We start from the raw sequence: 22656 nt of genomic DNA, 5'->3' as shown, positions 1-22656 counted from the left end.
ATCGGAGCCTGTCGGATCGGAGCCTGTCGGATCGGAGCCTGTCGGACGGGTCGAGCGGTTCGGGTCGAGGCGGGCCGGGCCGGGCCGGGTCAGCGGGGTGGCAGGTGGCCCGCCTCCGCCGCCCAGGTCTGCGCGGCGGACCACCACTGCCGGGTCGGCGCGCTGAAGCGCACGCCCAGCCGGTCCAGCACCGAGGTGGTGTACGCGCCGTCCACCCGGACGTTGCGCTCCTCCTGCTGGGCCCAGGCGGCGGCCAGCCGGGCGGCCGTCGGGTGCTGCCGCTCGACCCGGGCGAGGGCGGCGGCGAAGGTCGCGTCGTCGGTGAGCCGGACCGGGTGGCCGTGGGCGGTGAGCCAGCCGACGAGTTCGTCGTGCGGCGTCTCGTACGGGGTCTCGACGTGGTAGGCGCCGGGTGCCGCGTACGGGTCGAGGGCGATCGCGGCGATCCCGGCGGCCACCGTGTCGACGTGCGAGAACGCGAAGGCGGTGGCCGGCCGGCTGGGGGCGGCGCCGGCCAGCAGGTAGCCGCGGACCAGCTGGTAGATCCGGTTGTCGCCGAGGTTGGCCTGGAAGGCGCCGGTCCGGCTGTGCGCGGCGATGTGGCCGCTGCGGTACAGGTAGGCGGCGTGCCCGGTGGCCGCCCAGGCCCGGACGGCCTGCTCGGCACGGTACTTGGAGCGTTCGTACGGGGTCCGGAAGTGCTGACCGATCCACAGGTCCGCCTCGCTGAACCGGCGCGGCGGGCCCTCCACCCCGCCGGACACGGCCAGCGTGGAGACGTGGTGCAGCCGGGCTCCCGGGGCGTGCTCCTCGACCCAGCCGAGCAGTCGGCGCACCGCCGTGTGGTTGGCGCGCTCCAGCTCGTCGGGCGAGGCGACCAGCCGGACGTCCGCGGCCGCGTGCACCACGATCCGGGCGTCCCGGGCCCGCTCCAGCCCGGCCGGGGAGAGGCCGAGGCCGTCGCGGTCGAGGTCCCCGGCGACGACGTGGGCCCGCTCGCCGGCCAGCCGCCGTACGGCCGCGGCGTCGTCGGCGGCCCGCACCAGGCAGGTGACCACCGCGCCGCGCCGCCGGAAGGCGTCCAGCAGGTGGCGGCCGAGGTAGCCGGTGGCGCCCGTGAGCAGCACCCGGGCGGGTTCGCGGACGGCGGCCCGGGCGGTGGGCGCCACCCGGGCGTGCAGCAGCTGCCCGGAGGTGGAGAGCGGTGAGCGGACGGGCCGGGCCGCGGTGGGCCCGGCGAGGGCGGTGGCGAAGCCTTCGAGGATCCGCCGGGCGGCCGGGTGCGCCATGGCGGGCCGGCCGTACACCAGGTCGGCGACCAGCCGCTGCTCCACCACCCGTGCGGTGAGCCGCAGTCGGTACAGCGGGTCACCGCCGGTGCAGCGGGCCGCACCGGCCTGCTCGTCGGCGACGGTCCAGTCCAGCGCGGGCTCCTCGGGCAGCCGGAAGGTGCCGAGGAAGTTGAAGCCGACGTCCGGGCGCGCGCCGGGTGCGTCCATCGGCCGGACGGGTGTCTCGCGCAGCCGCCGCGCCGTGTCCGCCGGTCCGGCGGCGGCTGAGGGGTCCAGGACGACGTGCTTGACCGCGGTGAACCAGCCGACGGTGTCCAGGTGTTCGCCGGGGTCACCGCCGGTGTCCCGGCCATGGGTCTCGACCTCCACCGCGAGCCGGGGCTCGCCGCGCCAGTCGGCGACGGCTCCGGCGAAGGCGTCCAGCAGGACGGCCTCCAGCCCGGCCCCGCCGCCGTGCGCGGCGACCAGTCGGGCGGTGGCGGCGGCGTCCAACGCCCAGCTGAGCGCGGCCGGTCGGGTGGGCGCCCCGGCGTCGGGAGCGGCGGGAACAGGAGCAGCGAGATCGGGAACAGCGAGATCGGGAGCAGCAGGAGCAGGAGGGACTGCGGCCGCCCACTGGTAGAAGTCGCCCGTGGGCGGCGGCTCGGCCACCCCCGGAGCGGACACTTCCCCGTCGAGCACCGCCCGGTACGCCTGGGCGAGGTCGTCCAGCAGGATCCGCCAGGACAGCCCGTCGACCACCAGGTGGTGGGCGATCAGCGCGAGCCGCTGGTCGGTGCCGGGCGGGCCGGTGAACAGGTGGGCGCGCAGCAGCCGGCCGGCCGCCGGGTCGAGGCTGCGGTGGAGTTCGGTGCAGACCCCGGCGACGGTGTCGGCGATCGCACCGGCGGCGCGGGGGATGCGGGAGTGGGAGAGCGGGTCGAGGTCGGTGACGGCGAGCGGTTCGCCGGGGCCGTCGGGGCGGACGGGTCGGCGCAGCGCCGAGTGGCGTTGCAGGACGGCCGTGAGGGCCGCCGCGAGCGCGGCCGGGTCGACGGTGGCGCGGCAGCGCAGCAGGACGGACTGGTTCCAGTGCCGCAGGTCGTCGACCGACCGCTGCTGGTACAACCACCTCTGGGCGGGGGCGAGTTGGCCGCCACCGCTCTGCTGCGTCGGCCCAGCGGCAGCGCCGACGGGCACGGCCACCGCGGCCAGCCCGGCGGCCGTCGGGTGCCGGTAGAAGTCCTCGTAGGCGACCCGCAGTCCGGAGCGCCGCAGCAGGGCGATGGTGCGCATGGCGAGGATGGAGTCCCCGCCGAGGCCGATCACGTCCGCCCGCGGTCCGACGGCGGGCAGTCCGAGCGCGCCGGCCCAGAACCGGGCGATCTCCCCGGCCAGGCCGTCCGCGGCCGGCTCCGCCGACTCGGCTCGGGCCTCGACCAGGTGGTCCACCAGCTCGCCGAGCCGGGCCCGGTCCAGCTTGCCGTTCGCCCCGTACGGGAAGTCCGGCAGCACCAGGATCGGCTGCGGCACGGAGTAGCCGGGGAGCCGGTCACGCAGGTGGTCGACCAGCCCGGCCACCTCGACGGACGGGTCCAACAGCCGCACCGTGCCGATCAGTTGGTTTCCGAGCGCGGCCTCCCGCAGCAGCGCCGCGGAGCCGGCCACCCCCGGGTAGCCGTCCATCGCCCGCTCGACCTCGGCGAGGTCGACCCGGTACCCCCGGACCTTCACCTGGCGGTCCACCCGGCCGAGGAACACCAGCTGCCCGTCGGCCCGGCGGCGGCACAGGTCGCCGGTGCGGTACGTGCGCCGGCCGTCCCGCCGGACGAAGCCCCGGGCGGTCTCCTCGGGCCGTCCGAAGTACCCGGCGCTGACGCCCCGCCCGCCGATCAGCAGCTCCCCCGCCGTACCGTCGGCCACCGCCCGCCCGGAGCCGTCGACCAGGGTGAGCTGTACCTCGCCGATCCCGCTGCCGATCGGTACGGTCGGTTCCCCGTCGGGCAGTTGGCGGGCGGTGGTGGCCAGGAAGCAGGTCGCGCCGACGGTGGTCTCGGTCGGGCCGTAGTGGTTGACCAGCCGCTCGGTGACGCCGCCGTCGAGCAGGGCGGCGGCGAGCGGGCGCGGCAGGGCCTCGCCGCCGAGCAGCAGGGTGCGCAGCGGCGGGGTGCCGGCCGGGCGGCCCTCCAGCAGGGCGGTCAGGTGCGAGGGGGTCGTCTTCAGGGTGTCGGCCCCGGCGCGGCGCAGGGTGGCCCAGAAGGCCGCCGGGTCGCGCACCTCGTGGTCGGGGACCACGTGCACGGAGCCGCCGGTGGCCAGGGCGAGCAGCCAGGCGGTGTGGCCGAGGTCGGCGGCGAGCGTGGTGACGTGGGCGAGGACGGGGGCGTCGGCCTCGGTGAGTCCGAGCCGGTCGGCCAGCGCGTGCGCGTAGTGGACGGCGTTGGCGTGGGTGACGGCCACCGCCTTGGGTTCGCCGCTGGATCCGGAGGTGAAGGACAGGTACGCCGGGTCGTCCCCGGTGGGCTCGTCGCCCGACCAGGACGGATCCGCCGGGGGGAGGCCCAGGACGTCCACCACCTCCCGGCGGGGCCCGTCGAACCCGTCCTCGGTGGCGAGCACCCGCCCGACCCCGACGGCCGCCAGCCGCCGGGCCAGGTCGGCCGCCGTCCAGCCCGGATCGGTCAGTACGGCGGCGGCGCCGGAGCGCAGCACCCCGTGCAGCAGCACCAGCATCCGGGCGTCCCGGGGCCCGAGCAGGGCGACCCGGTCGCCGCGCCCGGTGCCGCCGGCGGCCAGTCGGGCGGCGATCCGCCCGGCCGCGGCGTCCAGGGTGCGGTGGTCGAGGGTGTGGCGGCCGTCGCTGACGGCGGGCCGGTCGGGGTGGGTGCGGGCGAGGTGGGTCAGCAGCGCGCTGAGCGAGCCGGTGGCGGGCGTGGACCGGACGTGCTGCGTCGCGGATGTCACGCCGGTTCGTCCCCCGTCCGGATAGGGGCGTCCGGTGGGGCGAGGTCGGCCCACCGGGCGAGGGCGTCCGGCGCGGCGAGGTCGGCCGGGTCGCCCGCCAAGTACCCTTCCAGCTCCGTCTGTTCGGTCAGCCGGCCGGCCAGCTCCCAGGCCAGCATGCGGTGCAGTCCGTCGACGTGGATCAGCCGGTGACCGACCGCCAGACCCGCGTAGTCGGGGTGGTCGACCGGCGCGGTGGCGAGGTAGAGCGCACTGAAGGGCGCCCGGCGGAGCAGCCGCAGCTTCGCCGAGCAGACCGGGTTGGCCGCCGCCCAGTCAACGCCACCGGTGCGGACGCGTTCGGCCGCGTCGGCGACGGTCAGCCCGGTGCGCGGGACGAGTTCGAGGTCGCCGCCCTCGCTGAGGTGCCAGGGCAGCACGACGCCGAGGACGTCGGCCCGGGTGAGCCGGATCCGCCACCAGCCGCCGGGGATCACGGCGGCGCGTTCGAGGTTCTCCTCGCCGTACAGGTTGGTGTTCGCCTCGTGGGCCCGTTCCACCGGGTGGTCCCGCAGGTAGGCGTCGTGCACCTCGGAGTGGGCGACGGCGGTGACGATCTCCACGGCAGTGCTCCTCAGGCGGTTCAGACGGTTCCGGTGTACTCGGTGAAGTGGTGTTCCGCGAACAGGTCGGGCCACTGGCCGTCGGCCAGGTCCAGTTCGCGGGCCCGGGCGAGCATCCGCCGCCAGTGCGGCTTCACCGGGCGCCAGCGCGCCCCGACCTGGCAGTAGGAGGCGTCGATGAAGTAGCGGGGCCGGCCGGGCCCGTCGGGCGCCGGTCTGCGGGTGTGGAACAGCGCCGAGTTGAGCAGCACGGTGGTACCGGGCGGCAGCCGGTCGAGGACCACCTCGCCGGGCAGTTCGCCGGTGCCGTGGTGGGCGTAGGCGGTCTTGTCGGCGGCGGTGCGGTGCGATCCGGGCAGCACGGCCAGGCTGCCGACCCGCTCGTCCAGGCCGCCGAGGTAGTGCAGGGCGTGGACCATCAGCAGCGACGGGTCGGCGCCGTCGTTGGGCTCGCAGTCGTGGTGCCAGGGCTTGCCGGGGATGTCAGGGGCCTGGCGGTCGCTGTGCAGGTGGTGGAAGACGAAGTTCGGGCCGATCAGCCCGGTCAGCGCGCGCAGCAGCGGCGGGTGGGTGAGCAGCTCGCCGTGGGCGGGGAGCTCCAGTTCCAGCACCGGGGGCGGACCGTGCCGTTCGGGGTCGGCGCAGGCGGCGATCGAGCGGGCCCGCAGGCCCTCGTCCACCCACCGGTCCACCTCGGGGGCGAGGCGTTCGCGCAGTGTCTCGGGGAGCAGCCCGGGCAGGACGAGGTAGCCGGAATCCAGGAACTGACGGCGGTGCTCGGTGTCGAGGGCCTCACGCCCCGTGGAGAACAGCGTCACCGTTCCGACCGCCTCCTTCCGGTCGACGGGACGCACAGCCGGTGCGTCGGGTGCGAGCACAACGGGACTCGGTACGGGCAAGGGGGCTCACGGGTCCGTCCAGACTTCGGGTGGCGGCGGTAACGCCCGTCGTCGCCACGGCCAGCTGGGATCGCGGTCACCACGAAGAGGCACGCAATGATCACGCAAGGTGATCCGCCCCAGGAGTATGAACCGGCCATCGCGTCCACGACAAGAGCAAAGCCAACCCGTCGACACCTTCCCGCCACCGTGCCGTTCAGCTCCGGCCACCAGTTGATTCCCTCCCCAGCGGAAACGCCGGCGCTCTCCCGCCCCGATGATTCGCCGTCGGAACAGCCGATGCGGCAGAGTTGCGCCATGAGCGTCGACGCCCGGAGTCTCCAGCACAGCCCAGGTCCGGCCAGGCGGCGGCCGGTCCAGCAGCGCAGCCAGGAGCGGTACGGCCGCATCCTGGACGCCTGCGCCGGACTGCTGGACGAGGTCGGGGCGACCGCGCTCACCACCAAGGAGGTCGCCCAGCGCGCCCAGGTGCCGATCGGCACCCTGTACCAGTTCTTCGCCGGCAAGGAGGACCTGCTGGCCGCCCTGGCCGCCCGCAACCTCGACCACTACCTCCAGCGCCTGGACGCCCTGCTGGCCCGGTCCGCCCCGGTCGGCCCGGCCGGGTTCACCGACCTCGCCGTGGAGGAGTTCGTCGCGATGAAGCGCACGGTGCCCGGCTTCGGCCAGGTGGACTTCGGGCTGGCCGGCACGGTCGTGCCGTCCGGGGTGCGCGACGAGACCCACCTGCTGGACGCGGGCGTGGACAACAACACCGCCGTCGCCCTGCGGCTGCAGGCGCTCGGCGGCGAGCTGTTCGAGGCGGGCGACCCGGCGGCCACCACGCTCGCCCTGCGGGTCGCCCTGGAGGCGGCCGACGCGGTGCTCAAACTGGCCTTCCGGGGGGACCCCCAGGGCGACCCGGCCCTGATCGCCGAGTGCAAGCGGCTGGTGCGCGGTTACCTCGCGCAACAGCTGCCCGTCCGCTGACGCCCGGCCCACCGGCCCCGCGGAGCCCGTCCGTCCGAGCCGTTGCGAGGCCGTCGCCCGCGCAGCACAGTGGATAGCGGAACGGCCGTACGATCCGAGGAGCAGACCATGCACGCAGCGGTAGGTGACCAGCTCCACATCCACAGCAGAGCGGTGGGCATGACCGACCAGAAGGGCGAGATCATCGAGGTGCGCGGCGCCAACGGCGAACCGCCGTACGTGGTCCGCTTCGACGACGGCCACGAGGGCCTGATCTACCCCGGCCCCGACTGCAACATCGAATCCCGCCTGGCGGAACGCTGACCCACTCCCCCACCATCCCGCGCCGGTCCCGGGCGAGGTGGTGAGGAGCGGTGTCCGCACCGACGCCCCCTCTGCCCGGGGCGCTCGCCGGGCTCGCGCCACTGCTGGACCACTACGGGTACCTGGCGGTGGCGCTGCTCGTGCTGCTGGACAACTGCGGCATCCCGGTGCCGGGGCAGACCATCCTGGTGCTCGCCTCGGTCTACGCGGGCACCGGACACCTGGACTTCGCCGCCGTGCTGCTGATCGCGGTGGTCGCCGCCACCCTCGGCAACAGCCTGGGCTACCTGATCGGCCACACCGGCGGGCGCGCCTTCGTCCACCGCTGGGGCCGCTACGTGCTGCTCACCCCGGCCCGGATGGAACGCGCGGACGGCTTCTTCGCCCGGCAGGGCGGCAAGGTCGTCACGGTCGCCCGCTTCGTGGACGGGCTGCGCCAGTACAACGGCATCATCGCCGGGACCACCGAGATGCCCTGGCGCCGCTTCGCCGTCTTCAACCTGCTCGGCGCCGTGCTGTGGACGGGCGTCTGGGGCACCTTCGGGTACGTCGCCGGGGCCAACATCGGGACGGTGTACCGGACGGCGGTGCGCTACCAGCTCTGGTTCGCGGTCGGGCTGGGCGTGCTGGTCGCGGCGCTGCTGCTGCGGCAGGTGCTGCGCTACCGGCGGCGGCGCCGCGAGGACGCCGGCGCCTCCGCCGACGAGCCCCCCGCGCCCCGCGAGTGACTGGGTCCCGTCCGGCCGGCCAGGGCCTAGCGCAGCGGGAACACCTCGAACGGCACCGCGAAGCGCGTCCCCAGCCGGGTGCCCGCGCCCCGGCCGAAGCCCTCCAGGAACTCCCGGGGCTCCGCCATCGCCCCGCCCAGTCCGGCGAGGTACGCCTTGTGCTCCGCCAGTGAGGCGACGCCCAGGTCGAAGGTGTCGGTGGTGTCCACCGCGTGCCGGGCCTCGGGGGAGGCGGCCGCCCAGATCTGCCGGACCCCGTTCCAGGGCTCGTGGCCCTCGTCCAGCAGCTCGCGGAAAACCCAGCGGTTCCCGGCGTCGCGCACGCCGTCCAGGGTGGCCCGGCCGACCGCGATGTGGTCGGCCTGGTTGAGGGACACCCCGCCGTAGGTGTCCCGGAAGTTGCCGGTGATCACGATGTCCGGGCGGTGCCGGCGGACCACCCGGGCGATGTCGCGGCGCAGCGGCAGGCCGTACTCGACCACGCCGTCCGGGTGGCCGAGGAACTCGACGGTCTCGACCCCGACGACCCGGGCCGAGGCGATCTGCTCGGCCTCCCGCAGCGGCCCGCATTCCTCGGGGTCGAGCGAGTCGATCCCGGCCTCGCCGCTGGTGACCATCACGTAGATCACCTGCTTGCCCTGGGCCGTCCAGCGGGCGACGGCCGCCGCGCCGCCGTACTCCATGTCGTCGGGGTGGGCGACGATCGCCACGGCGGTGCGCCAGTCCTCGTCGACGGGCTCGAAGGGCTCGAAGGTCTCGGGGGTCTGCTCGGTCATGCTGTTCCCTCTCCTGCGGCTCACACGGCTCCTGGTCGTACGGTCGTACCGCAGGTGACTCTAGAAGCTCGCCTCCCCACACGCCGTCGGACACCCTCCCCCGGGCGGGCGACAACCGGTGGACCGTCAGCTCGCCTCGGGGGCGAGCTGGGCGGCAGGTCGGGGTCGGGGCTGCGGCCAGCCGATCCGGGTGGCGCACAGGGAGACCACCGCGGCGGAGACGGCCACCGCGGCCATGCCCCAGACCAGGCTGGTGCCGCCGGCGATGAAGCCGATCACGGCGGGGCCGGCCAGCAGGCCGGTGGTGCCCATGGCTGCGACCAGGGAGAGCGCGTCCGGGCCCTGCCGGGCGGCGGCGACGTAGACGCACGGGGTGACGGCGGCGACGCCGAGGCCGACGCAGGCGAAGCCGAGCAGGGTCGGCACGACGCCGCCGGCCAGCAGGGCGAGCGCGAGGCCGAGGCCGGCCAGCAGGCTGCCGGCGCGCACGATCCGGCCGTCGCCGAGCCGGGTGCGCCAGCCGTCGGCGAAGATCCGGGCGCAGACCATCATCACCGAGACGACGGCGATGCCCAGCGGGGCGATCCCGGCGCCCGCGTGCACCACGTCCTTGAGGTAGAGCGCCGACCAGTCGTTCATCGCGCCCTCGGTGACGGTGCCGAAGACCATCGCCAGGCCCATCCAGAGCGTGGCCGCGGCGGGCAGGGCGAAGCCTCGGCGCCCCTTCTTCCGCTCCGTCGCAGCGGCGGCCTGCGGCGGCCCGTCGGCCAGCAGGCCCGGCCGGGCGGCCACCACCAGCAGCACCAGCAGCAGGGCGGCCAGGCCGAAGTGGACGGCGAGGGTGCCGGTGAAGGCGTTGACGCCGGAGGCCAGCAGGGCGGCCAGCAGCGAGCCGGCGCTGAAGGTGGCGTGCAGCCTGGACATCGTGGTGCGCTCGAAGCGGGCCTCCAGCGCGGCGCCCTGGGCGTTCATCGCGACGTTCAGGCAGCCGACCGCGACGCCGTCGCAGAACAGCACCAGCAGGGTGACCGGGTAGTTCGGCACCACCGACAGGGCCAGCAGGATCACCCCCAGGGCCAGCGCGGACAGCACCGAGAGCAGCCGGGAGCCGAGCCGCCGCATCAGCACCGCGACCAGCGGGAAGGACACCGCCGCGCCGATCCCGCAGGTCATCAGCAGCAGGCCGATCTGGGCCTCGCCCAGGTCGAGCCGGGCCTTGAGCGCGGGCACCCGGGAGACCCAGGTCGCGTACTGCAGTCCGAGGACGAAGAACAGTGCGCCGATGGCCAGTTGGGACCGGCGGAACTCGTCGCGTGCGGGGGAGGACATCAGCATCAGCCCACTTCGGCTCTGGGCGCGGATCCGGGGGTCGGATCCACGGGGTTCGGGGCGGCACGATCCAGCGGCTTCGCCATGTAGACCGCCTCGGCGCCGTAGCTCGCGGGCAGCCCGACCTCCGGCCGGGCGCGGTAGCCCAGCCGGGTCCACAGCACCTCGGAGCCGCGCACGGCGACCAGCGAGAGGGTGCGGTGGCCGGCCGCCCGGCCGGCCGCCTCCAGGTGCCGCAGCAACCGCGGGGCCAGGCCCCGGCCGCGGGCCCGCTCGGCGATCACCAGGTCGTGGGCGTGCAGGTTGCTGGACCGCACGGCGCCGTCCGAGGAGGCCCGGCTGAGGTCCGGGCAGCGGAACAGCGGGAACGGCAGGGCGAGCAGGTAGCCGGCGAAGCCGTCCGCGTCCTCCAGGACGAAGCAGGTCGACGGCGAGGCGCGGTGCCGGGAGCGCAGCGCCGCACCGCCCTCGGACAGGCCGCTGGCGGCGTAGGCCCGCTCCTCGGCGGCGATCACCGCGGGCCAGTCGGTGTCGCGGAGCAGCCGGATCCGGGTGTCGGTCATGTGTCACCCCGCTCGGTGGAGCGGCCGCCGACGCAGGTGTACGGCAGCGGCGCGAAGCCGTTGAACCCCTGGGTGGCGTAGGCGGTGGCGTACGCACCGCAGGAGTGGATCCACACCGGGTCGCCGGAGGCGATCGCGCGCGGGACCCGTACCGCGCCGCCGTCCTGGGCGTACGCGTCGTCGCTGTCGCAGGTCGGGCCGGCCACCACGGCGTTGACGAACTGGCCGCCGGGGTGGGTGGGGAACTCCAGGCGGTACTGCAACTGGTCCATCTCATAGAGGCCGTTGAACTTGCCGCAGCTCAGGTAGAGCCAGTCCTCCCGGGTGCCGTCGAGCCGGTGGCGGGAGGAGAGCCGGGCGACGTGGGCGCGGATCGCGCCGTGGTCGGCGACCAGGTGGCGGCCGGGCTCCAGCAGGAAGTCCAGCGGGGCGGCGTTGACGGCGCGCAGCCGTTCCATGCCCTCGCGGAGCACCGTGAACATCTTGTCCAGCGGCGGTTCGAGCGCTCGGCCGCCGCGGTCGAGCACCCCGAGGGCGGGCAGTCCGCCGCCCAGGTTGATCCGGTCCGGGGTGATGCCGCGCCAGTTGAGCGCCTCCAGCACGGCGGCCAGCGACTCGATCGCGGCGGCCCAGGCCTCGGCGGTCATCTGCTGGGAGCCGACGTGCACGGACAGCCCGGAGGGCACCAGTCCGGCGGTGCGGGCGGCGCCGAGCACCCGCAGGGCGTCCTCGGGCGAGCAGCCGAACTTGTGGCTGAGGCCCCACAGGGCGCCCTCACCGGTGGTCGCGATGCGGCAGAACACCCGTGAACCGGGGGCGTGTTCGGCGATCGCGGCGACGTCCTCCAGGCTGTCGGTGGCGAAGTCGCGCACGCCCAGCCGGTAGGCCTCGGCGATGTTCCGGTCGGACTTGATGGTGTTGCCGTAGTGGATCAGCTCGGGGGCCACCCCGGTGCGCAGCGCCTGGGCGATCTCCTGCGGGCTGGCCGCGTCGAAGCCGGAGCCGAGCCCGGCGAGGTGGCCGAGCACCTCGTCGACGGGGCAGGCCTTCATCGCGAACCGGACGGCCACACCGGGCAGTTCGGCGCACAGGGCGGCGTACTGGCGGCCGATGCCGGCCAGGTCGTAGATGACGGTGTCCTCGGTGGCGGCGGCGAGCGCGGCGCGCAGGGCGACGTGGTCGTGCTGGTCGGGGCGGGGCGCGCGGTCGGCGTGCACGGTCTCGGCCGCGGTCGGGGCGCGGTGGTTGGTCCGCCCCCGCGCCTCGGTGGGCGGTTCGGTGGTCTGACGTATCACGGATGAACTCCCGGTGCGGCTAGCGCTAGCGCGGCAGCCGGTCGGCGGGGCTGGTCCTGCTCGCCCGCACCAGCGGGCCCCACGCGTCGATCAGCAGGGCGAAGTCCTCGATGTCCGCCTGCGCCTCGTCGAGCAGACGCGCTCGTCGGGGCGTCAGGTGGTCGGCGAACTCGGCGTACTTGCCGCCGAGTCTCCGGTAGCAGCGGTCGAGTTCGGCGAGTCGCCGGTGGTTCTCGGCGCGGTCCGTCGCGGCGCTGCGGCGGGCGGCGTCGGCGATCGCCGCCGGGCGGACGTGGTGGTGCTCGTCGAGGAGGGCCTCGCCGGCCCGTTCCAGCTCGGAGTAGACGGGGTGGAGGTAGAGCATGGAGAGCAGGAACTTTGCGTAGCGCTCCTGGTAGGCGGTGAAGCCGGGGCCGGTGCGCCGTTCCGGGGTGTAGTAGTTGACGATGTGCCGGTTGTGGGTCACCCCGGGCAGGGTGGCGTCGTGCACGAGGTGGTGCAGGAAGTAGTCGCTGCCGATGGTGTCGGTGGCGGGCGGCAGCGGGACGCGTTCGTACACCTCGTGGTCGAGGGCGATGTTGCACATGTCGATCCGCCAGATGTCGGGCCGGTCGAGCACGGCGCGGTCGGCGGTGAAGGGTTCGGTGCCGCCACCGGTGAAGGATTCGGCGACGAGTTCCCGCCGTTCCTGCTCGGTCGCCCCGGTGGGTGCCCAGAGCGCGACCACGTCGTGGTAGGCCTGCGGGTCGAGGGCTCGGATCTCGCCGAGGTCGACGGAGAGTTCGCCGATGAAGGAGGCGCCGACCAGGGCGACCGGCTTGTCGGCGTGTGCCGGGTCGAGGGTGTGCTCGGTGACAGCGGCGGCCGCGTCGGCGGCCTTGAGCCCGATGGTGGCGAGTTCGTGGTCGATCGGGAACACCGGTGCGCCGTCGTGCCACTGGTAGCGGCTGTCGGAGTCGCGGCGGTGCACGGAGGTGCAGCCGAGGGCGGCGGCCAGCAGGAACGCCCGGTTGGTGCAGGCGCCGTAGGAGACGGCGTCGGGCAGCATCAGGTCGAGCAGCTTGTCGGGGTCCGGGGCTCCGGCCCGCTCGATCGCGGAGCGCAGGAAGGCGCGTTGGGCGTCCTCGTCCAGGTGGTGGGTGACCACGCCCTCGGTGGGCGCCAGCGCGGCGAGGGCCGCGGCGTGCCGGGCGCGGGCCGCCGGGTCGGCGGAGTCGAGCACCAGGTAGTGCACCAGGACGCCGAACTCGCGCGCGGCGTGGGCGGCTTCGGCGCCGATCGCGGTGATGGTGTCCGCACACTCGCGGTTGGTGGGCAGGGTCAGGCAGACGGCGCGCACGGGCGCTCCCCTTCGGGCTGCTCGAAGGTGCGGCCGGTCCAGGACCGCAGGCCGAGCAGCTTCTCGCCGAGTTCGGTGAGTTCGGCCGGTCCGTAGCGCAGTGCCTCGGGCCGGTCGGCATCCCCGACCAGGGTGCGGTTCCAGTCCGGGGTGGCGAGGGTGCGCCAGGACTCCACCCGGGAGCGGCGCAGCGGCTCGGCCTCCTCCAGGGCCGGCATCATGGAGAGGTACTGCACCGAGCGCACGCCGTTCGCGGAGGTGTTGGGGGCGACGCCGTGGGCCAGCAGGCCGTTCCAGATCAGCAGGTCACCGGCCTTCAACTCGGGCCGGACCACCGGGAACTCGTCGCGGTCGACATCCGGGCGGATCGGGTCGCGGTCGGCGGGCTGGGTGGCCTGCCACTCGTTGTGGCGGCGGAACAGCTCCGGGTCGCACTGGAAGCCGCCGTGGTCGGGTGCGGTGTCGTTGAGCGCGATGATGCCCTGGACGCGCTGCGGGAGCATGGCCCGGGTGGTGTCGACGTCCCAGTGGAGTTCGATGTCGAAGCCCTTGTCGGTGGGTTCGATGAGGGCGCGGTCGCGGTTGCGCACGTTCGGCGGGTTGAGGTTGAGCCGGTCGAGGGTGACCCACAGCTCCTCGCAGTCCCAGACGTCCACGAAGGCGTCGTAGACGCGCTGTGACTGACGGCTGTCCCACATGAGTTGGTGGTGGTAGGCCTCGACGAAGCCGTAGATGTGCAGGTGCCGGTCGAGTTCGTCACGGTGGTCGCGCTCGCGGTACCAGTCCTCCGGACGGTCGGGCGACAGTCCCTGGAACTCCCAGGCGAAGTCGAGCAGCCGGCGCGCGGCCTCGGTCGGGATGGCCTGCTCGACGATGACGTAGCCGTAGGTCTGCCAGTGCGCGAAGTCCGCCTCGGAGAGCACTCGCAGCGGGTGCTTCTTGCGCAGTTCGCGCAGGGCGGTGCCGGCGAGGTAGCTCTCGGTGTCGGCACTGAAGTAGGGGCGCTGCGAGGCGGCGCGGTACAGATATTCCTCGGGGTGTTCGTCAGGGCTCGGCATGGGCGGTCACTCCGTGGTTCGTGGTCGGTGCAGCGCTTCCTCGGGCGCCCGGTGCGGGCGCGGCGAGCCGGTGGCCGGTCGTCGGCCGGAAGGGGAATTCGGGGCGCGGACCGGATGCCCGTCCGCATGCGCTCCGTCTCGCCTCGGCCCCCGAGCAGCGCACAACGCCACGTCAGGGGGCCAACTCACCCGTCCGGCAAGGGCACTCACCCCACATCAGCCTCGGCCGGACCGCGCTTCCCCATACGTTGGACTAGACCAACTAATGGTGTCAACCCTTTCCCACTGGTAACCGAATGGGAAATCAGCGCAGTTCACAGCGCCTCTGGGGTTCGCTTTATGTTTCGCAGACTGACATAAGGGCGGGTATGTTTCGGAAATTGACGTAACCGCGAAGGGTGAACCGAACCGGCCCGCCGTACGTTGGGTCTGTGGCACGCACCCGCCCGGCGCCTTCCCGTCCGACACTTTCCCGGCTGGCGGCTTCCCGGCTGGCCCCGCCCCGCTGGCTGACCGAGGGCCTGCGCCCCCGGGACGCGCCGGTCCCCTGGGCCGCGATGGCCCGCGCCGCGGTGGCACTCGCCGCCCCGCTCGCCGTCGGCACCGCCACCGGCCGGACCGGCTACGGCGCGCTGGTGTCGATGGGCGCGCTGTCCGGCGTCATCGGGGACACCGCCGACGCCTACCGGATGCGGGTGTTCAACATCGCCGTGCCACAGCTGTTCGGCGCCCTCGGAGTGCTGGTCGGCACCCAGGTGTACGGCTCCGGCTGGACGGCCGTGGCGGTGCTGACCCTGGTCGCGCTGCTCTCCGGCATGATCTCCTCGGTCGGCGCCGTCGCCTCCGTCTCCGGCCTGCTCCTGCTGCTGAACACCGTGGTCGGCGCCGGCCTGCCGATGCCCTCCCCGTGGTGGCTGCCGCCGGGCCTGCTGCTGCTCGGCGGACTGCTGGTGCTCGCCCTCACCCTGCTGGCCTGGCCACTGCGCGGGGGCACTCCCGAGCGCGCCGTGGTCGCCGACACCTACCGGGCGGTGGCCGCACTGCTGGAGGCCACCGGCTCCCCCGACTACGAGGACCGGCGCCGGGCACTCACCCAGTCGCTGAACCAGTCCTACGACCTGCTGCTGGCCCGCCGGGCACGCCGGCACGGCCGCTCCGCCACCCTGGTGCGCCTGCTCGCCCAGCTCAACGCGCTGATCCCGGTGGTCGAGGGCGCAGCCGCGGCCCAGCTGCGCCCGCCCGGCTACGGTCCGCTGTCGCCCGCCTACCCGGCCGCCGTACGCGAACTGGCCGAGGCCGTCGCCCGGGGCCGCACCGGCCCCGCTCCCCCACCGCCCGCGCTGCCCGAGCCGCGCGGCCCCTCCACCCGGGCGCTGGCCGAGGCGATCGGGCACGCCGCCACCGTCGTGCACGAGGCGGAGCCCGACCCGTACACGGCCACCGACCGGCTCGGCCGGCCAGCCGGCCTGGAGGTGCGGGCCCGCCGGGCGGCCCGGGCGCTGCTGCTGTCCGGGGCCTCCTGGCGGTACGGACTGCGGCTGGCGCTGTGCATCGGGCTGGCCCAGGTGTTGGTGTCGGTGATCGCCGTCCCGCGCTCGTACTGGGTGGCGCTGACCGTCACCTTCGTGCTGAAGCCGGACTTCGGCTCGGTGTTCTCCCGCGCGGTGCTGCGCGCCCTCGGGACGGCCGCCGGGCTGCTGATCGCGATCCCGGTGCTGGCCGAGGTGGAGCGCGGCTGGTGGGACGTGCCCGTGATCGCGGCGCTCGCCATGCTCATCCCGGCGCTGTCCGTCAAGGGGTACGCCTTCCAGACCGCGGCGATCACCCCGGTCATCCTGCTGCTCTCCGACCTGCTCAACCACCAGGGCTTCCACCTGGTGGCACCCCGGCTGTACGACTCGCTGATCGGCTGCGGCATCGTCCTGGTGGCGGGCTACCTGCTCTGGCCGGAGTCCTGGCACACCCGGATCGGCGACCGGCTGGCCGACGCCGTCCAGGACACCGCCTCGTACGTGTCGCTGGCCTTCACCACCGCACCCGGCCGGGACGAACCGGCCCGGGCCCGCTACCGGCGCCGGCTCTACCGGGACCTCTCCGCGGTGCGCAGCGAGTTCCAGCGGGCGCTCACCGAGCCGCCGCCGGTCGGCGCCCGGGCGGAGGCCTTGTGGCCGCTGGTGATCGCGGTGGAGCGGATCGTGGACACCACCACCGCGACCAGGGTGCGGATCGAGCACGGCGCGGCGGTGCCGACCCCGGCCGAGGTCGGTGCCGTCGCCCGGGAGCTGACCGACCTGGCCGAGGCGCTGCGCAGCGGCGCGCCGCTGCCGCCGGGCGGCCCGGACGCACCGGACGTGCCGGCGCCGGACCGCGCGGTGGCACCGGACTGCGCGCTGGCCCGGCTGCACCACGAGGTGCAGGCCGCCCGGTCGGTGGCGGCCGGCTGAGGGCGGGTCCTGCTCGGTCCTGAATGCGCCGCTCAGTCCCGGACGCGCCGGTCCCGGACGCTCCGCTCAGTCCCGGACGCGCCGGTCAGTCCCGGACGCGCCGGTCCCGGACGCTCCGGTCAGTCCTGGATGCGCCGCCAGGGCCGGTCCGCCTCCAGTGCGAAGGCCAGCTCCAGCAGCAGCCGCTCCTGCCCGTGCGCGGCCGACAGGTGCACCCCGATCGGCAGCCCGCTGGGCGCCGCCCCGGCGGGCAGGGCGATGCCCGGGCCGCCCGTCACGTTGTTGACCGGGGTGAAGGCGACGTAGCGCAGCAGCCGCTCGACCAGCTCGTCGAAGGCGACGTTGGGGCTGAGGTGCCCGATCGGCGGGGCGGTGTGGGCGAGCACCGGGGAGAGGATCGCGTCGTGCTCGCGGAAGATCCCGGCGTAGACGGCCTCGGCCCGGCGCAGCCGGCGCAGCACGCCGGGGATGCGCGGGAACTCGGCCTGGAAGCTGCGGCGCAGCCCGGTGGTGAGGCCGTCGAGCCGGCCGGCCCGGAAGCTCGGGTCGAGCATGACCCGGCCGGTGAGCGCGATCACCCAGGCGATGTAGCCCCAGTAGGAGAGGAAGTCGCGGGAGAACTCCTCGCCGAAGGGCAGGGTGGCCGGTTCCACCCGGTGGCCCATCGCCTCCAGCCGGGCGGCGGTCTCCTCGACGGCCCGGCGGGTCGCCTCGTCGGTCTCGGCGGTGGGCGAGTCCACCACCAGGCCGATCCGCAGCCGGCGCTCGCCGGGGCCCTCGACCAGGCCGAGCGGGGGCAGTGCCGGGTTGCGGTGGTGGCGCTCGGCGGCGGCGAAGAAGGCGGCGGTGTCGCGCACCGTGCGGGTGACCACCCCGTCGGTGACCAGGTCGATCGGCAGTTTGCCGCCCTGGGCGTTGGTGACCAGCCGGCCCCGGGTGGGCTTGAGGCCGACCAGTCCGCAGCAGGCCGCCGGGATGCGGATCGAGCCGCCGCCGTCGTTGGCGTGGGCGATCGGCACCACGCCGGCGGCGACCAGGGCCGCCGAGCCGCCTGAGGAGGCGCCGGGCGAGTGGGAGGTCTTCCAGGGGTTGCGCACCGGCTGGGCGGTGGCGAACTCGGTGGAGGCGTTCAGCCCGAACTCGGGCAGCCGGGTCTTGCCGAGCACGGCCAGGCCGGTGGAGAGGAACTGGTCGGCGAAGGGCGCGTTGCGGCGGGCGGGGCGGGCTCGGTAGGCCTCGCTGCCCATGGCGGTGGGCAGGCCGCGCAGGTCGACGTTGTCCTTGAGGTAGGTCGGTACGCCCCAGAGCGGGCCACCGATGCCCTCACGGCTGATCCGGGGCCGGTCGTGGCTGGCGTGGGCGACGGGCAGCAGCGTGCCGTCGATCCGGCCGGCGCGGGCGACGGCGGCCGCGACCAGTTCCCGGGGGTTGACCTCGCCGGCCCGGACCATGGCGGCCAGGGCCACCGCGTCGTGCGTGCCGAGGGCGTCGTCGGTGAACGCGTGGGCCCGCTCGTCGGCCATCCCAACTCCCAACCGGTAGTACCAACTGGCTTTACCGGTCGGTATACCAGCCGGTAATCGTATGGAGGTTCGCAGTGTAGGCGCGCGGCACCGCCCCCGGATACCCCCACACGACGGCCCCGAACCGGCCGTCAGGTCCGTCACGGCGCACGGCCGTTCTACGTACGCCCCCGCGTTCACCCCACCCGCCGGGCGCCGGCCGTTCCACCGACCGTTTCGCCGACGGGCGCCGGGAAAGATCACGGACGCCCGACGAACCCGCCCTCCCCGAGGTGACGCCCGTGCCCACCCAGTACCGACCGACCGCCGCCCAGTACACCTCGGCCACCGCCCCCGGCGCGCTCCCGCTGCTCGGCCACGCCCCCGCCCTGCTCCGCAGCCCGCTCGACTTCGTGGCCGGCCTGCCCGCGCACGGCGACCTCGTCCGGCTGCGGCTCGGCCCGCTCGACGCCCACGTCGTCTGCCACCCCGAACTGGTGCGCCGACTGCTCACCGACCACCGCACCTACGACAAGGGCGGCATCGTCGTCGAGAAGGCCCGCGCGGCCTTCGGCAACGGCCTCGCCACCTGCCCCGCCGCCGACCACCGGCGCCAACGCCGCCTGCTCCAACCCGCGTTCCACCGCGACCGGCTGCCCGGCTACACCGCCATGATGGCCGCAGAGATCGCCGGCGCCACCGCCCGCTGGCGCGACGGCGACGTGGTCGACGTCCCCGCCGCGATGTACCGGCTCTCCACCGCCGTCACCGCCCGCTGCCTGTTCGCCGCCCACGAGCGGGCCGGCGCGCTGCCCGTCCACACCGCCATGGACGTGGTCGCCCGCGGCGTCGCCCGGCGGACGGTGCTGCCGCTGCCCGGCGCCGACCGGATCCCCACCCCCGGAAACCGCCGGTTCGCCCGCGCACGGCGGGACCTCCGGGAGATCACCGACCGGCTGGTCGCCGACTACCGCGCCGCCGGCACCGACCACCACGACCTGCTCTCCACCCTGCTCGGCGCCCGCGACGAGGACGGCCGGGGCCTGACCGACGACGAGATCTACGACCAGGTGGTCACCTTCCTGCTGGCCGGCATGGAGACCACCGCCGCCACCCTCTCCTGGGCCTGGACGCTGCTCGCCGCCAACCCTGCCGTCCGCGAGCGCCTGCACACCGAACTCGACACCGTCCTCGACGGCCGCCCGGCCCGCCACCAGGACCTGCCCGCCCTGCCGCTCACGGCCAGGATCGTCAGCGAGACCCTGCGGCTCTACCCGCCCGCCTGGATCCTCAGCCGCACCGCCACCACCGACACCGAACTCGGCGGCCACCCCCTCCCGGCCGGCGCCACCCTCCTCTACAGCCCCTACCTGCTGCACCGCCGCGCCGACCTCTTCCCCTGCCCCGACCGCTTCGACCCCGACCGCTGGCTCACCACCGCCCGGCCCGCCCCCGGCAACTACACGCCCTTCGGCCTCGGCGCCCGCCGCTGCATCGGCGACGCCTTCGGCACCACCGAGGCCGCCCTCGCCCTCGCCACCATCGCCGCCCGCTGGACCGTCACCCCCACCCGCGGCCGACCCATCCGGCCGCACCGCAGCGTCTCGCTCTCCCCCCGCCCGTTCACCGCGACGCTCGCCCGCCGCATCCGCTGAGGGGCGCCCCCGCCCGTCGTCCGCCGGCATTCGGTACTGTCCGGAGGTGGCCGACCGCATCCGGGCCGGCCGGACCAGCCGCTCGACCGGGACACCATCAGACCATGAACGCACGACGCCCGTTGGGGCTCCTCACCGGGCTGCTGCACGCCGTCCGCACGTACCCCCGCCGCTCGCCGCTGACGCTCGTCTACGTCGGGCTGCTGCTGCTCGGACACGCCTGGGTCGAGTACGGACTGTCCGAGGCGCGCGCCGACGACCTGCGCGGCTACATCAGCACCAACCTCGACAACCTGCACGACCACCCGGTCCGCGCCCTGCTCGGCAGCGCGCTGCTGTACGACGGCACGCTCACCGACATCGCCTCCACCGGCTTCGGCGGCACCCTGATCACCCTCGGCCTGGGCATCGTCGTCGGCCTGGCCTGGGCCGAACGCCGCTTCGGCACCCCGCGCGCCGCCGCGGTGTTCTTCGCCGGGCACGTCGGCGCCACCCTGGTCACCGCGCTGGTGATCCTGCTCGCCCTGCACCAGGGCTGGTACCCGGAGAGCGTGCGCGAGGCCTCGGACTACGGCATCAGCTACGGCGCCCAGGCCGCCCTCGCCTTCGCCACCCTCGCACTGCCCCGCTGGGCCCGGCTGCCCTGGGCCGCCTTCGTCCTCGTCTGGCCGCTGGCCGGCGACCACGACTGGCCGGGACCGCTCCCGGAGTTCACCACCGTCGGCCACCTGCTCGCCGCCGCCCTCGGCTTCGCCCTGGCCGCCGCCACCGCCCGCGGCCGGCGCCGCGGCACCAGCCTGGCCGCCGCACCCACCGAGGGCTGACCCGCCCCGGGGCCGGGGTTCGCCGGCGTGGGGCGTGGGACATCTCAGCGCGGGGGCGTGGCGCGGCTCAGCGCGGGCCGTCTCAGCGCGGGGGCGTGGGGTGTCTCAGCGCGGGCCGTCTCAGCGCGGGGGCGTGGGGTGTCTCAGCGCGGGCCGTCTCAGCGCGGGGGCCGGCGGTCGGCGGCGATGTCGGCCAGCAACCGCTCGATCGACTCCAGCCGCTCCCGCAACTCCTCGACGTCCCCCTTGGTGGCACTCCGCTCGACCGCGCGGAGGGTCACCAGCAGCTGCCCGTCCGGCTCCAGCCGGGCCCGCGCGACGCCGCTCACGTCATCGCCGTTCTGCACCCGGATCGCGTGCTCCAGCTCGGAGGGGCGCAGCGCCAGCTGGTGCAGCGCGCCGGGCACCAGCTCACCGTCCCGGACCACCGTGGTCGGCGTGCCCTCCAGGATCCGCGCGGCCCGCGGGTCCCGGGCCAGCCAGCGGGTCACCCCGGCGTTCACCGCGATCAGGGTGACCGCGCCGATCGCGCCGCCCAGCAGGCTGTTGTCGTTGCCGATGATCGCGTTCTGCACCACGTTGGAGAGCAGGAAGACGACCACCATGTCGAAGGTGTTCAGCCCCGCCAGCCCGCGCTTCCCGGCCAGCCGGAACAGCACCAGGATCAGTACGTAGACCGCGATCGTCCGGAGGATCTTCTCCACGATCGGAATCTGGACGACCACCAGGTCATGCCACACGGCCCCGCTCCTCCCACCACGACTGTCCGGAACGGGGCCGACGCTACTCCGCGGGCGGTGTCAGGAACGGCGCTTCGGCTTGCCCCGCCGGGCGGCCGCCGCGCCCCGGCCGCCCGCCGCCGGCTTCGCCTTGGGCTTGGGCTTCTGGGACTGCTGCTGCGGCTTGCGCTGCGCGGCGGCCTTCTTCGGCTGGGCCTTCTGCTGGGGCTCGGCCGCCTGCCCGGCCCCGCGGCCGCGCGAGCTGTTGACGGTGCGCCCCCGGACGATCCCGATGAACTCCTCCACCAGGTCCGTGGTGCGCTCCTGCGGCCAGGACAGCGCCACCTGCGACTGCGGTGCCTCCACCACCGGCCGGTAGGTGAGGTCCCGCCGGTGGTGCAGCCGGGCCAGCGACTGGGGCACCAGCAGCACCCCGACGTTGGCCGCCACCAGCTCGACCGCGTCCGCGGTGGTGTCCGGGCGGGCGATCGCCGGGCGCCCGGGCAGGGTCTCGGCGGTGAAACCGAGGGTGTCGTCCAGCGGGTGGAAGACCACCTCGTCGGCGAGGTCGGCGAGCGCGACCTCCTCGGCGGCGGCGAGCCAGTGGTCCTTGGGGAAGATCACCACGGTGCTCTCGGTGTACAGCGGGATCGCGCTGAGCACGTCCTTGTCGACCGGCAGCCGGACCAGCCCGGCGTCCACCGCGCCCTCGCGCACCGTCCGCTCGCCGTCGGTGGAGGGCACCGCGACCAGGTCGAGCGGGATGTCCGGGAGCCGCTCGACCCAGACCCGGGCCCATTTGCCGGGGGTCACGCCCGGAACGTACGCGAGCCGGAAGGGCGGGTTCACCTGCATGTCTGTCACAGGGCAAGGCTACCGACCGTGACCGGAAGCGCCCGCGCACTCCCTTACCCTTGTCACATGACATCGCTCAAGCAGAAGACCAGCCAGACCATGAAGCCGGAGACGGCGGCCAAGAAGCTGGGGATCTACCTCGCCGCGGCGCCGACCGACTTCCAGGAGGGCGTGGTCTCCCGCGAGGAGCTCAACGCGCTGCAGGCCGAGCCGCCGCAGTGGCTCCAGGAGCTGCGCAAGAACGGCCCGCACCCGCGCCCGGTGGTCGCCGCCAAGCTCGGCATCTCCATCTCGGGCCTGGCCCGCGGCGGCGTGACCGAGGCCCTCACCACCGAGCAGATCGACGCGATCAAGGCCGAGAACCCGCTCTGGCTCCAGCACGAGCGCGCCAACCAGGTGGACGTCCGCAAGGAAGAGGCCCGGATCAAGGCGAAGCGCGAGAAGGAGGCCGCCGAGCAGGCCGCCAAGGAGACCCAGCGCCGCTGAACCCGGCCCCGGGGGGCGGGGGGGGGAAAACAGCGGGCGGGGAAAGGGTGGGAGGCCCCCGGGGTTTGAGGCCCC

Annotated in this window: 19 protein-coding genes; 7 read left to right on the top strand and 12 right to left on the bottom strand. The window is 74.7% G+C overall.

All coding sequences use genetic code 11. The features are described from left to right. Positions 1 to 89: 89 nt before the first annotated feature. The 3 genes from ACFWIS_RS22715 to ACFWIS_RS22705 are packed head-to-tail and all read right to left on the bottom strand — an operon-like array spanning position 90 to position 5655. Entirely contained in the window at positions 90 to 4235 is a 4146-nt protein-coding gene (locus ACFWIS_RS22715) for an AMP-binding protein (protein ID WP_380456675.1), read from the bottom strand. Beyond that, positions 4232 to 4837, bottom strand: a complete 606-nt coding sequence (locus ACFWIS_RS22710) for a DUF6309 family protein (RefSeq protein ID WP_380456677.1) — start codon at positions 4835 to 4837, stop codon at positions 4232 to 4234. The genes ACFWIS_RS22715 and ACFWIS_RS22710 overlap by 4 nt, the downstream gene beginning before the upstream one ends. 20 nt (positions 4838 to 4857) lie before the next feature. Continuing rightward, positions 4858 to 5655 carry a phytanoyl-CoA dioxygenase family protein gene (locus ACFWIS_RS22705; RefSeq protein ID WP_380456679.1) on the bottom strand — a complete coding sequence of 266 codons (798 nt, stop codon included), beginning with the start codon at positions 5653 to 5655 and terminating at the stop codon, positions 4858 to 4860. A 378-nt stretch (positions 5656 to 6033) separates the two neighbouring features. Here ACFWIS_RS22705 and ACFWIS_RS22700 point away from each other — a divergent pair, with 378 nt between their 5' ends. From ACFWIS_RS22700 to ACFWIS_RS22690, 3 genes are all read left to right on the top strand, one after another. Beyond that, the gene (locus tag ACFWIS_RS22700; protein WP_380456681.1) at positions 6034 to 6705 is read left to right on the top strand and encodes a TetR/AcrR family transcriptional regulator; all 672 of its coding nucleotides are present in this window, start codon (positions 6034 to 6036) and stop codon (positions 6703 to 6705) included. 108 nt (positions 6706 to 6813) lie between these two features. Beyond that, positions 6814 to 7008 carry a DUF1918 domain-containing protein gene (locus ACFWIS_RS22695; protein WP_380456682.1) on the top strand — a complete coding sequence of 65 codons (195 nt, stop codon included), beginning with the start codon at positions 6814 to 6816 and terminating at the stop codon, positions 7006 to 7008. A gap of 50 nt (positions 7009 to 7058) precedes the next feature. Further along, positions 7059 to 7736, top strand: coding sequence for a DedA family protein (locus ACFWIS_RS22690; RefSeq protein WP_380456684.1), 678 nt, complete (start codon positions 7059 to 7061; stop codon positions 7734 to 7736). 26 nt (positions 7737 to 7762) lie between these two features. On the opposite strand, the gene ACFWIS_RS22685 is transcribed toward ACFWIS_RS22690, so the two are convergent. The 6 genes from ACFWIS_RS22685 to ACFWIS_RS22660 all read right to left on the bottom strand — a co-directional run bounded on the left by ACFWIS_RS22685 (position 7763) and on the right by ACFWIS_RS22660 (position 14096). Further along, positions 7763 to 8512 carry a PIG-L deacetylase family protein gene (locus tag ACFWIS_RS22685; RefSeq protein ID WP_380456686.1) on the bottom strand — a complete coding sequence of 250 codons (750 nt, stop codon included), beginning with the start codon at positions 8510 to 8512 and terminating at the stop codon, positions 7763 to 7765. A 126-nt stretch (positions 8513 to 8638) separates the two neighbouring features. Further along, complete coding sequence (locus tag ACFWIS_RS22680) at positions 8639 to 9841, bottom strand: MFS transporter (RefSeq protein WP_380456688.1); 1203 nt, start codon at positions 9839 to 9841, stop codon at positions 8639 to 8641. A gap of 5 nt (positions 9842 to 9846) precedes the next feature. Next, on the bottom strand, positions 9847 to 10404 hold the full coding sequence (locus ACFWIS_RS22675) for a GNAT family N-acetyltransferase (RefSeq protein WP_380456690.1): 558 nt from the start codon (positions 10402 to 10404) through the stop codon (positions 9847 to 9849). Next, positions 10401 to 11621 carry a type III PLP-dependent enzyme gene (locus tag ACFWIS_RS22670; RefSeq protein ID WP_380456709.1) on the bottom strand — a complete coding sequence of 407 codons (1221 nt, stop codon included), beginning with the start codon at positions 11619 to 11621 and terminating at the stop codon, positions 10401 to 10403. The genes ACFWIS_RS22675 and ACFWIS_RS22670 overlap by 4 nt, the downstream gene beginning before the upstream one ends. A 103-nt stretch (positions 11622 to 11724) precedes the next feature. Continuing rightward, positions 11725 to 13038, bottom strand: a complete 1314-nt coding sequence (locus ACFWIS_RS22665) for a DUF6271 family protein (RefSeq protein ID WP_380456691.1) — start codon at positions 13036 to 13038, stop codon at positions 11725 to 11727. Then, positions 13020 to 14096 carry a phytanoyl-CoA dioxygenase family protein gene (locus ACFWIS_RS22660; protein WP_380456693.1) on the bottom strand — a complete coding sequence of 359 codons (1077 nt, stop codon included), beginning with the start codon at positions 14094 to 14096 and terminating at the stop codon, positions 13020 to 13022. Before ACFWIS_RS22660 ends, ACFWIS_RS22665 begins: the two co-directional genes overlap by 19 nt. Positions 14097 to 14587: 491 nt before the next feature. Between ACFWIS_RS22660 and ACFWIS_RS22655 the strand changes: the two genes are divergently transcribed. Continuing rightward, entirely contained in the window at positions 14588 to 16540 is a 1953-nt protein-coding gene (locus ACFWIS_RS22655) for an FUSC family protein (protein WP_380456711.1), read from the top strand. 119 nt (positions 16541 to 16659) lie between these two features. Here the strand turns inward: ACFWIS_RS22655 and ACFWIS_RS22650 are convergent, their stop codons facing one another. Then, positions 16660 to 18063, bottom strand: coding sequence for an amidase (locus tag ACFWIS_RS22650; RefSeq protein WP_380456694.1), 1404 nt, complete (start codon positions 18061 to 18063; stop codon positions 16660 to 16662). A gap of 281 nt (positions 18064 to 18344) precedes the next feature. Here ACFWIS_RS22650 and ACFWIS_RS22645 point away from each other — a divergent pair, with 281 nt between their 5' ends. Then, complete coding sequence (locus tag ACFWIS_RS22645) at positions 18345 to 19697, top strand: cytochrome P450 (RefSeq protein WP_380456696.1); 1353 nt, start codon at positions 18345 to 18347, stop codon at positions 19695 to 19697. Positions 19698 to 19801: 104 nt separating this feature from the next. Next, positions 19802 to 20521, top strand: coding sequence for a rhomboid-like protein (locus ACFWIS_RS22640; RefSeq protein WP_380456698.1), 720 nt, complete (start codon positions 19802 to 19804; stop codon positions 20519 to 20521). A gap of 158 nt (positions 20522 to 20679) precedes the next feature. On the opposite strand, the gene ACFWIS_RS22635 is transcribed toward ACFWIS_RS22640, so the two are convergent. Together ACFWIS_RS22635 and ACFWIS_RS22630 are read right to left on the bottom strand one after the other, a co-directional pair. Next, positions 20680 to 21261 (bottom strand): DUF421 domain-containing protein, encoded by a 582-nt coding sequence (locus tag ACFWIS_RS22635; protein ID WP_380456700.1) that lies wholly within the window; start codon positions 21259 to 21261, stop codon positions 20680 to 20682. Between the two features lie 60 nt (positions 21262 to 21321). Further along, positions 21322 to 22095 (bottom strand): LysR family transcriptional regulator substrate-binding protein, encoded by a 774-nt coding sequence (locus ACFWIS_RS22630; RefSeq protein ID WP_380456713.1) that lies wholly within the window; start codon positions 22093 to 22095, stop codon positions 21322 to 21324. A 66-nt stretch (positions 22096 to 22161) separates the two neighbouring features. On the opposite strand from ACFWIS_RS22630, the gene ACFWIS_RS22625 reads away from it, so the two are divergent. Next, positions 22162 to 22581: a DUF5997 family protein gene (locus tag ACFWIS_RS22625; RefSeq protein ID WP_380456702.1), complete on the top strand. Its 420-nt coding sequence runs from the start codon at positions 22162 to 22164 to the stop codon at positions 22579 to 22581. The last annotated feature ends 75 nt before the right edge of the window (positions 22582 to 22656 follow it).

Origin of the sequence: Kitasatospora sp. NPDC127060 (assembly GCF_042724935.1) — a bacterium.
In the GTDB taxonomy this organism is placed as follows: Bacteria; Actinomycetota; Actinomycetes; order Streptomycetales; family Streptomycetaceae; genus Kitasatospora.
This window is presented reverse-complemented; position numbering and strand designations above follow the sequence as displayed.

What these genes read in the sequence shown, in the direction of transcription:
- ACFWIS_RS22700 (WP_380456681.1), top strand. Translation starts at nt 6,034, where the DNA reads ATGAGCGTCGACGCCCGGAGTCTCCAGCACAGCCCAGGTCCGGCCAGG.
- ACFWIS_RS22695 (WP_380456682.1), top strand. Translation starts at nt 6,814, where the DNA reads ATGCACGCAGCGGTAGGTGACCAGCTCCACATCCACAGCAGAGCGGTG.
- ACFWIS_RS22685 (WP_380456686.1), bottom strand. Translation starts at nt 8,512, where the DNA reads ATGACCGAGCAGACCCCCGAGACCTTCGAGCCCTTCGAGCCCGTCGAC.
- ACFWIS_RS22680 (WP_380456688.1), bottom strand. Translation starts at nt 9,841, where the DNA reads ATGTCCTCCCCCGCACGCGACGAGTTCCGCCGGTCCCAACTGGCCATC.
- ACFWIS_RS22675 (WP_380456690.1), bottom strand. Translation starts at nt 10,404, where the DNA reads ATGACCGACACCCGGATCCGGCTGCTCCGCGACACCGACTGGCCCGCG.
- ACFWIS_RS22660 (WP_380456693.1), bottom strand. Translation starts at nt 14,096, where the DNA reads ATGCCGAGCCCTGACGAACACCCCGAGGAATATCTGTACCGCGCCGCC.
- ACFWIS_RS22650 (WP_380456694.1), bottom strand. Translation starts at nt 18,063, where the DNA reads ATGGCCGACGAGCGGGCCCACGCGTTCACCGACGACGCCCTCGGCACG.
- ACFWIS_RS22640 (WP_380456698.1), top strand. Translation starts at nt 19,802, where the DNA reads ATGAACGCACGACGCCCGTTGGGGCTCCTCACCGGGCTGCTGCACGCC.
- ACFWIS_RS22630 (WP_380456713.1), bottom strand. Translation starts at nt 22,095, where the DNA reads ATGCAGGTGAACCCGCCCTTCCGGCTCGCGTACGTTCCGGGCGTGACC.
- ACFWIS_RS22625 (WP_380456702.1), top strand. Translation starts at nt 22,162, where the DNA reads ATGACATCGCTCAAGCAGAAGACCAGCCAGACCATGAAGCCGGAGACG.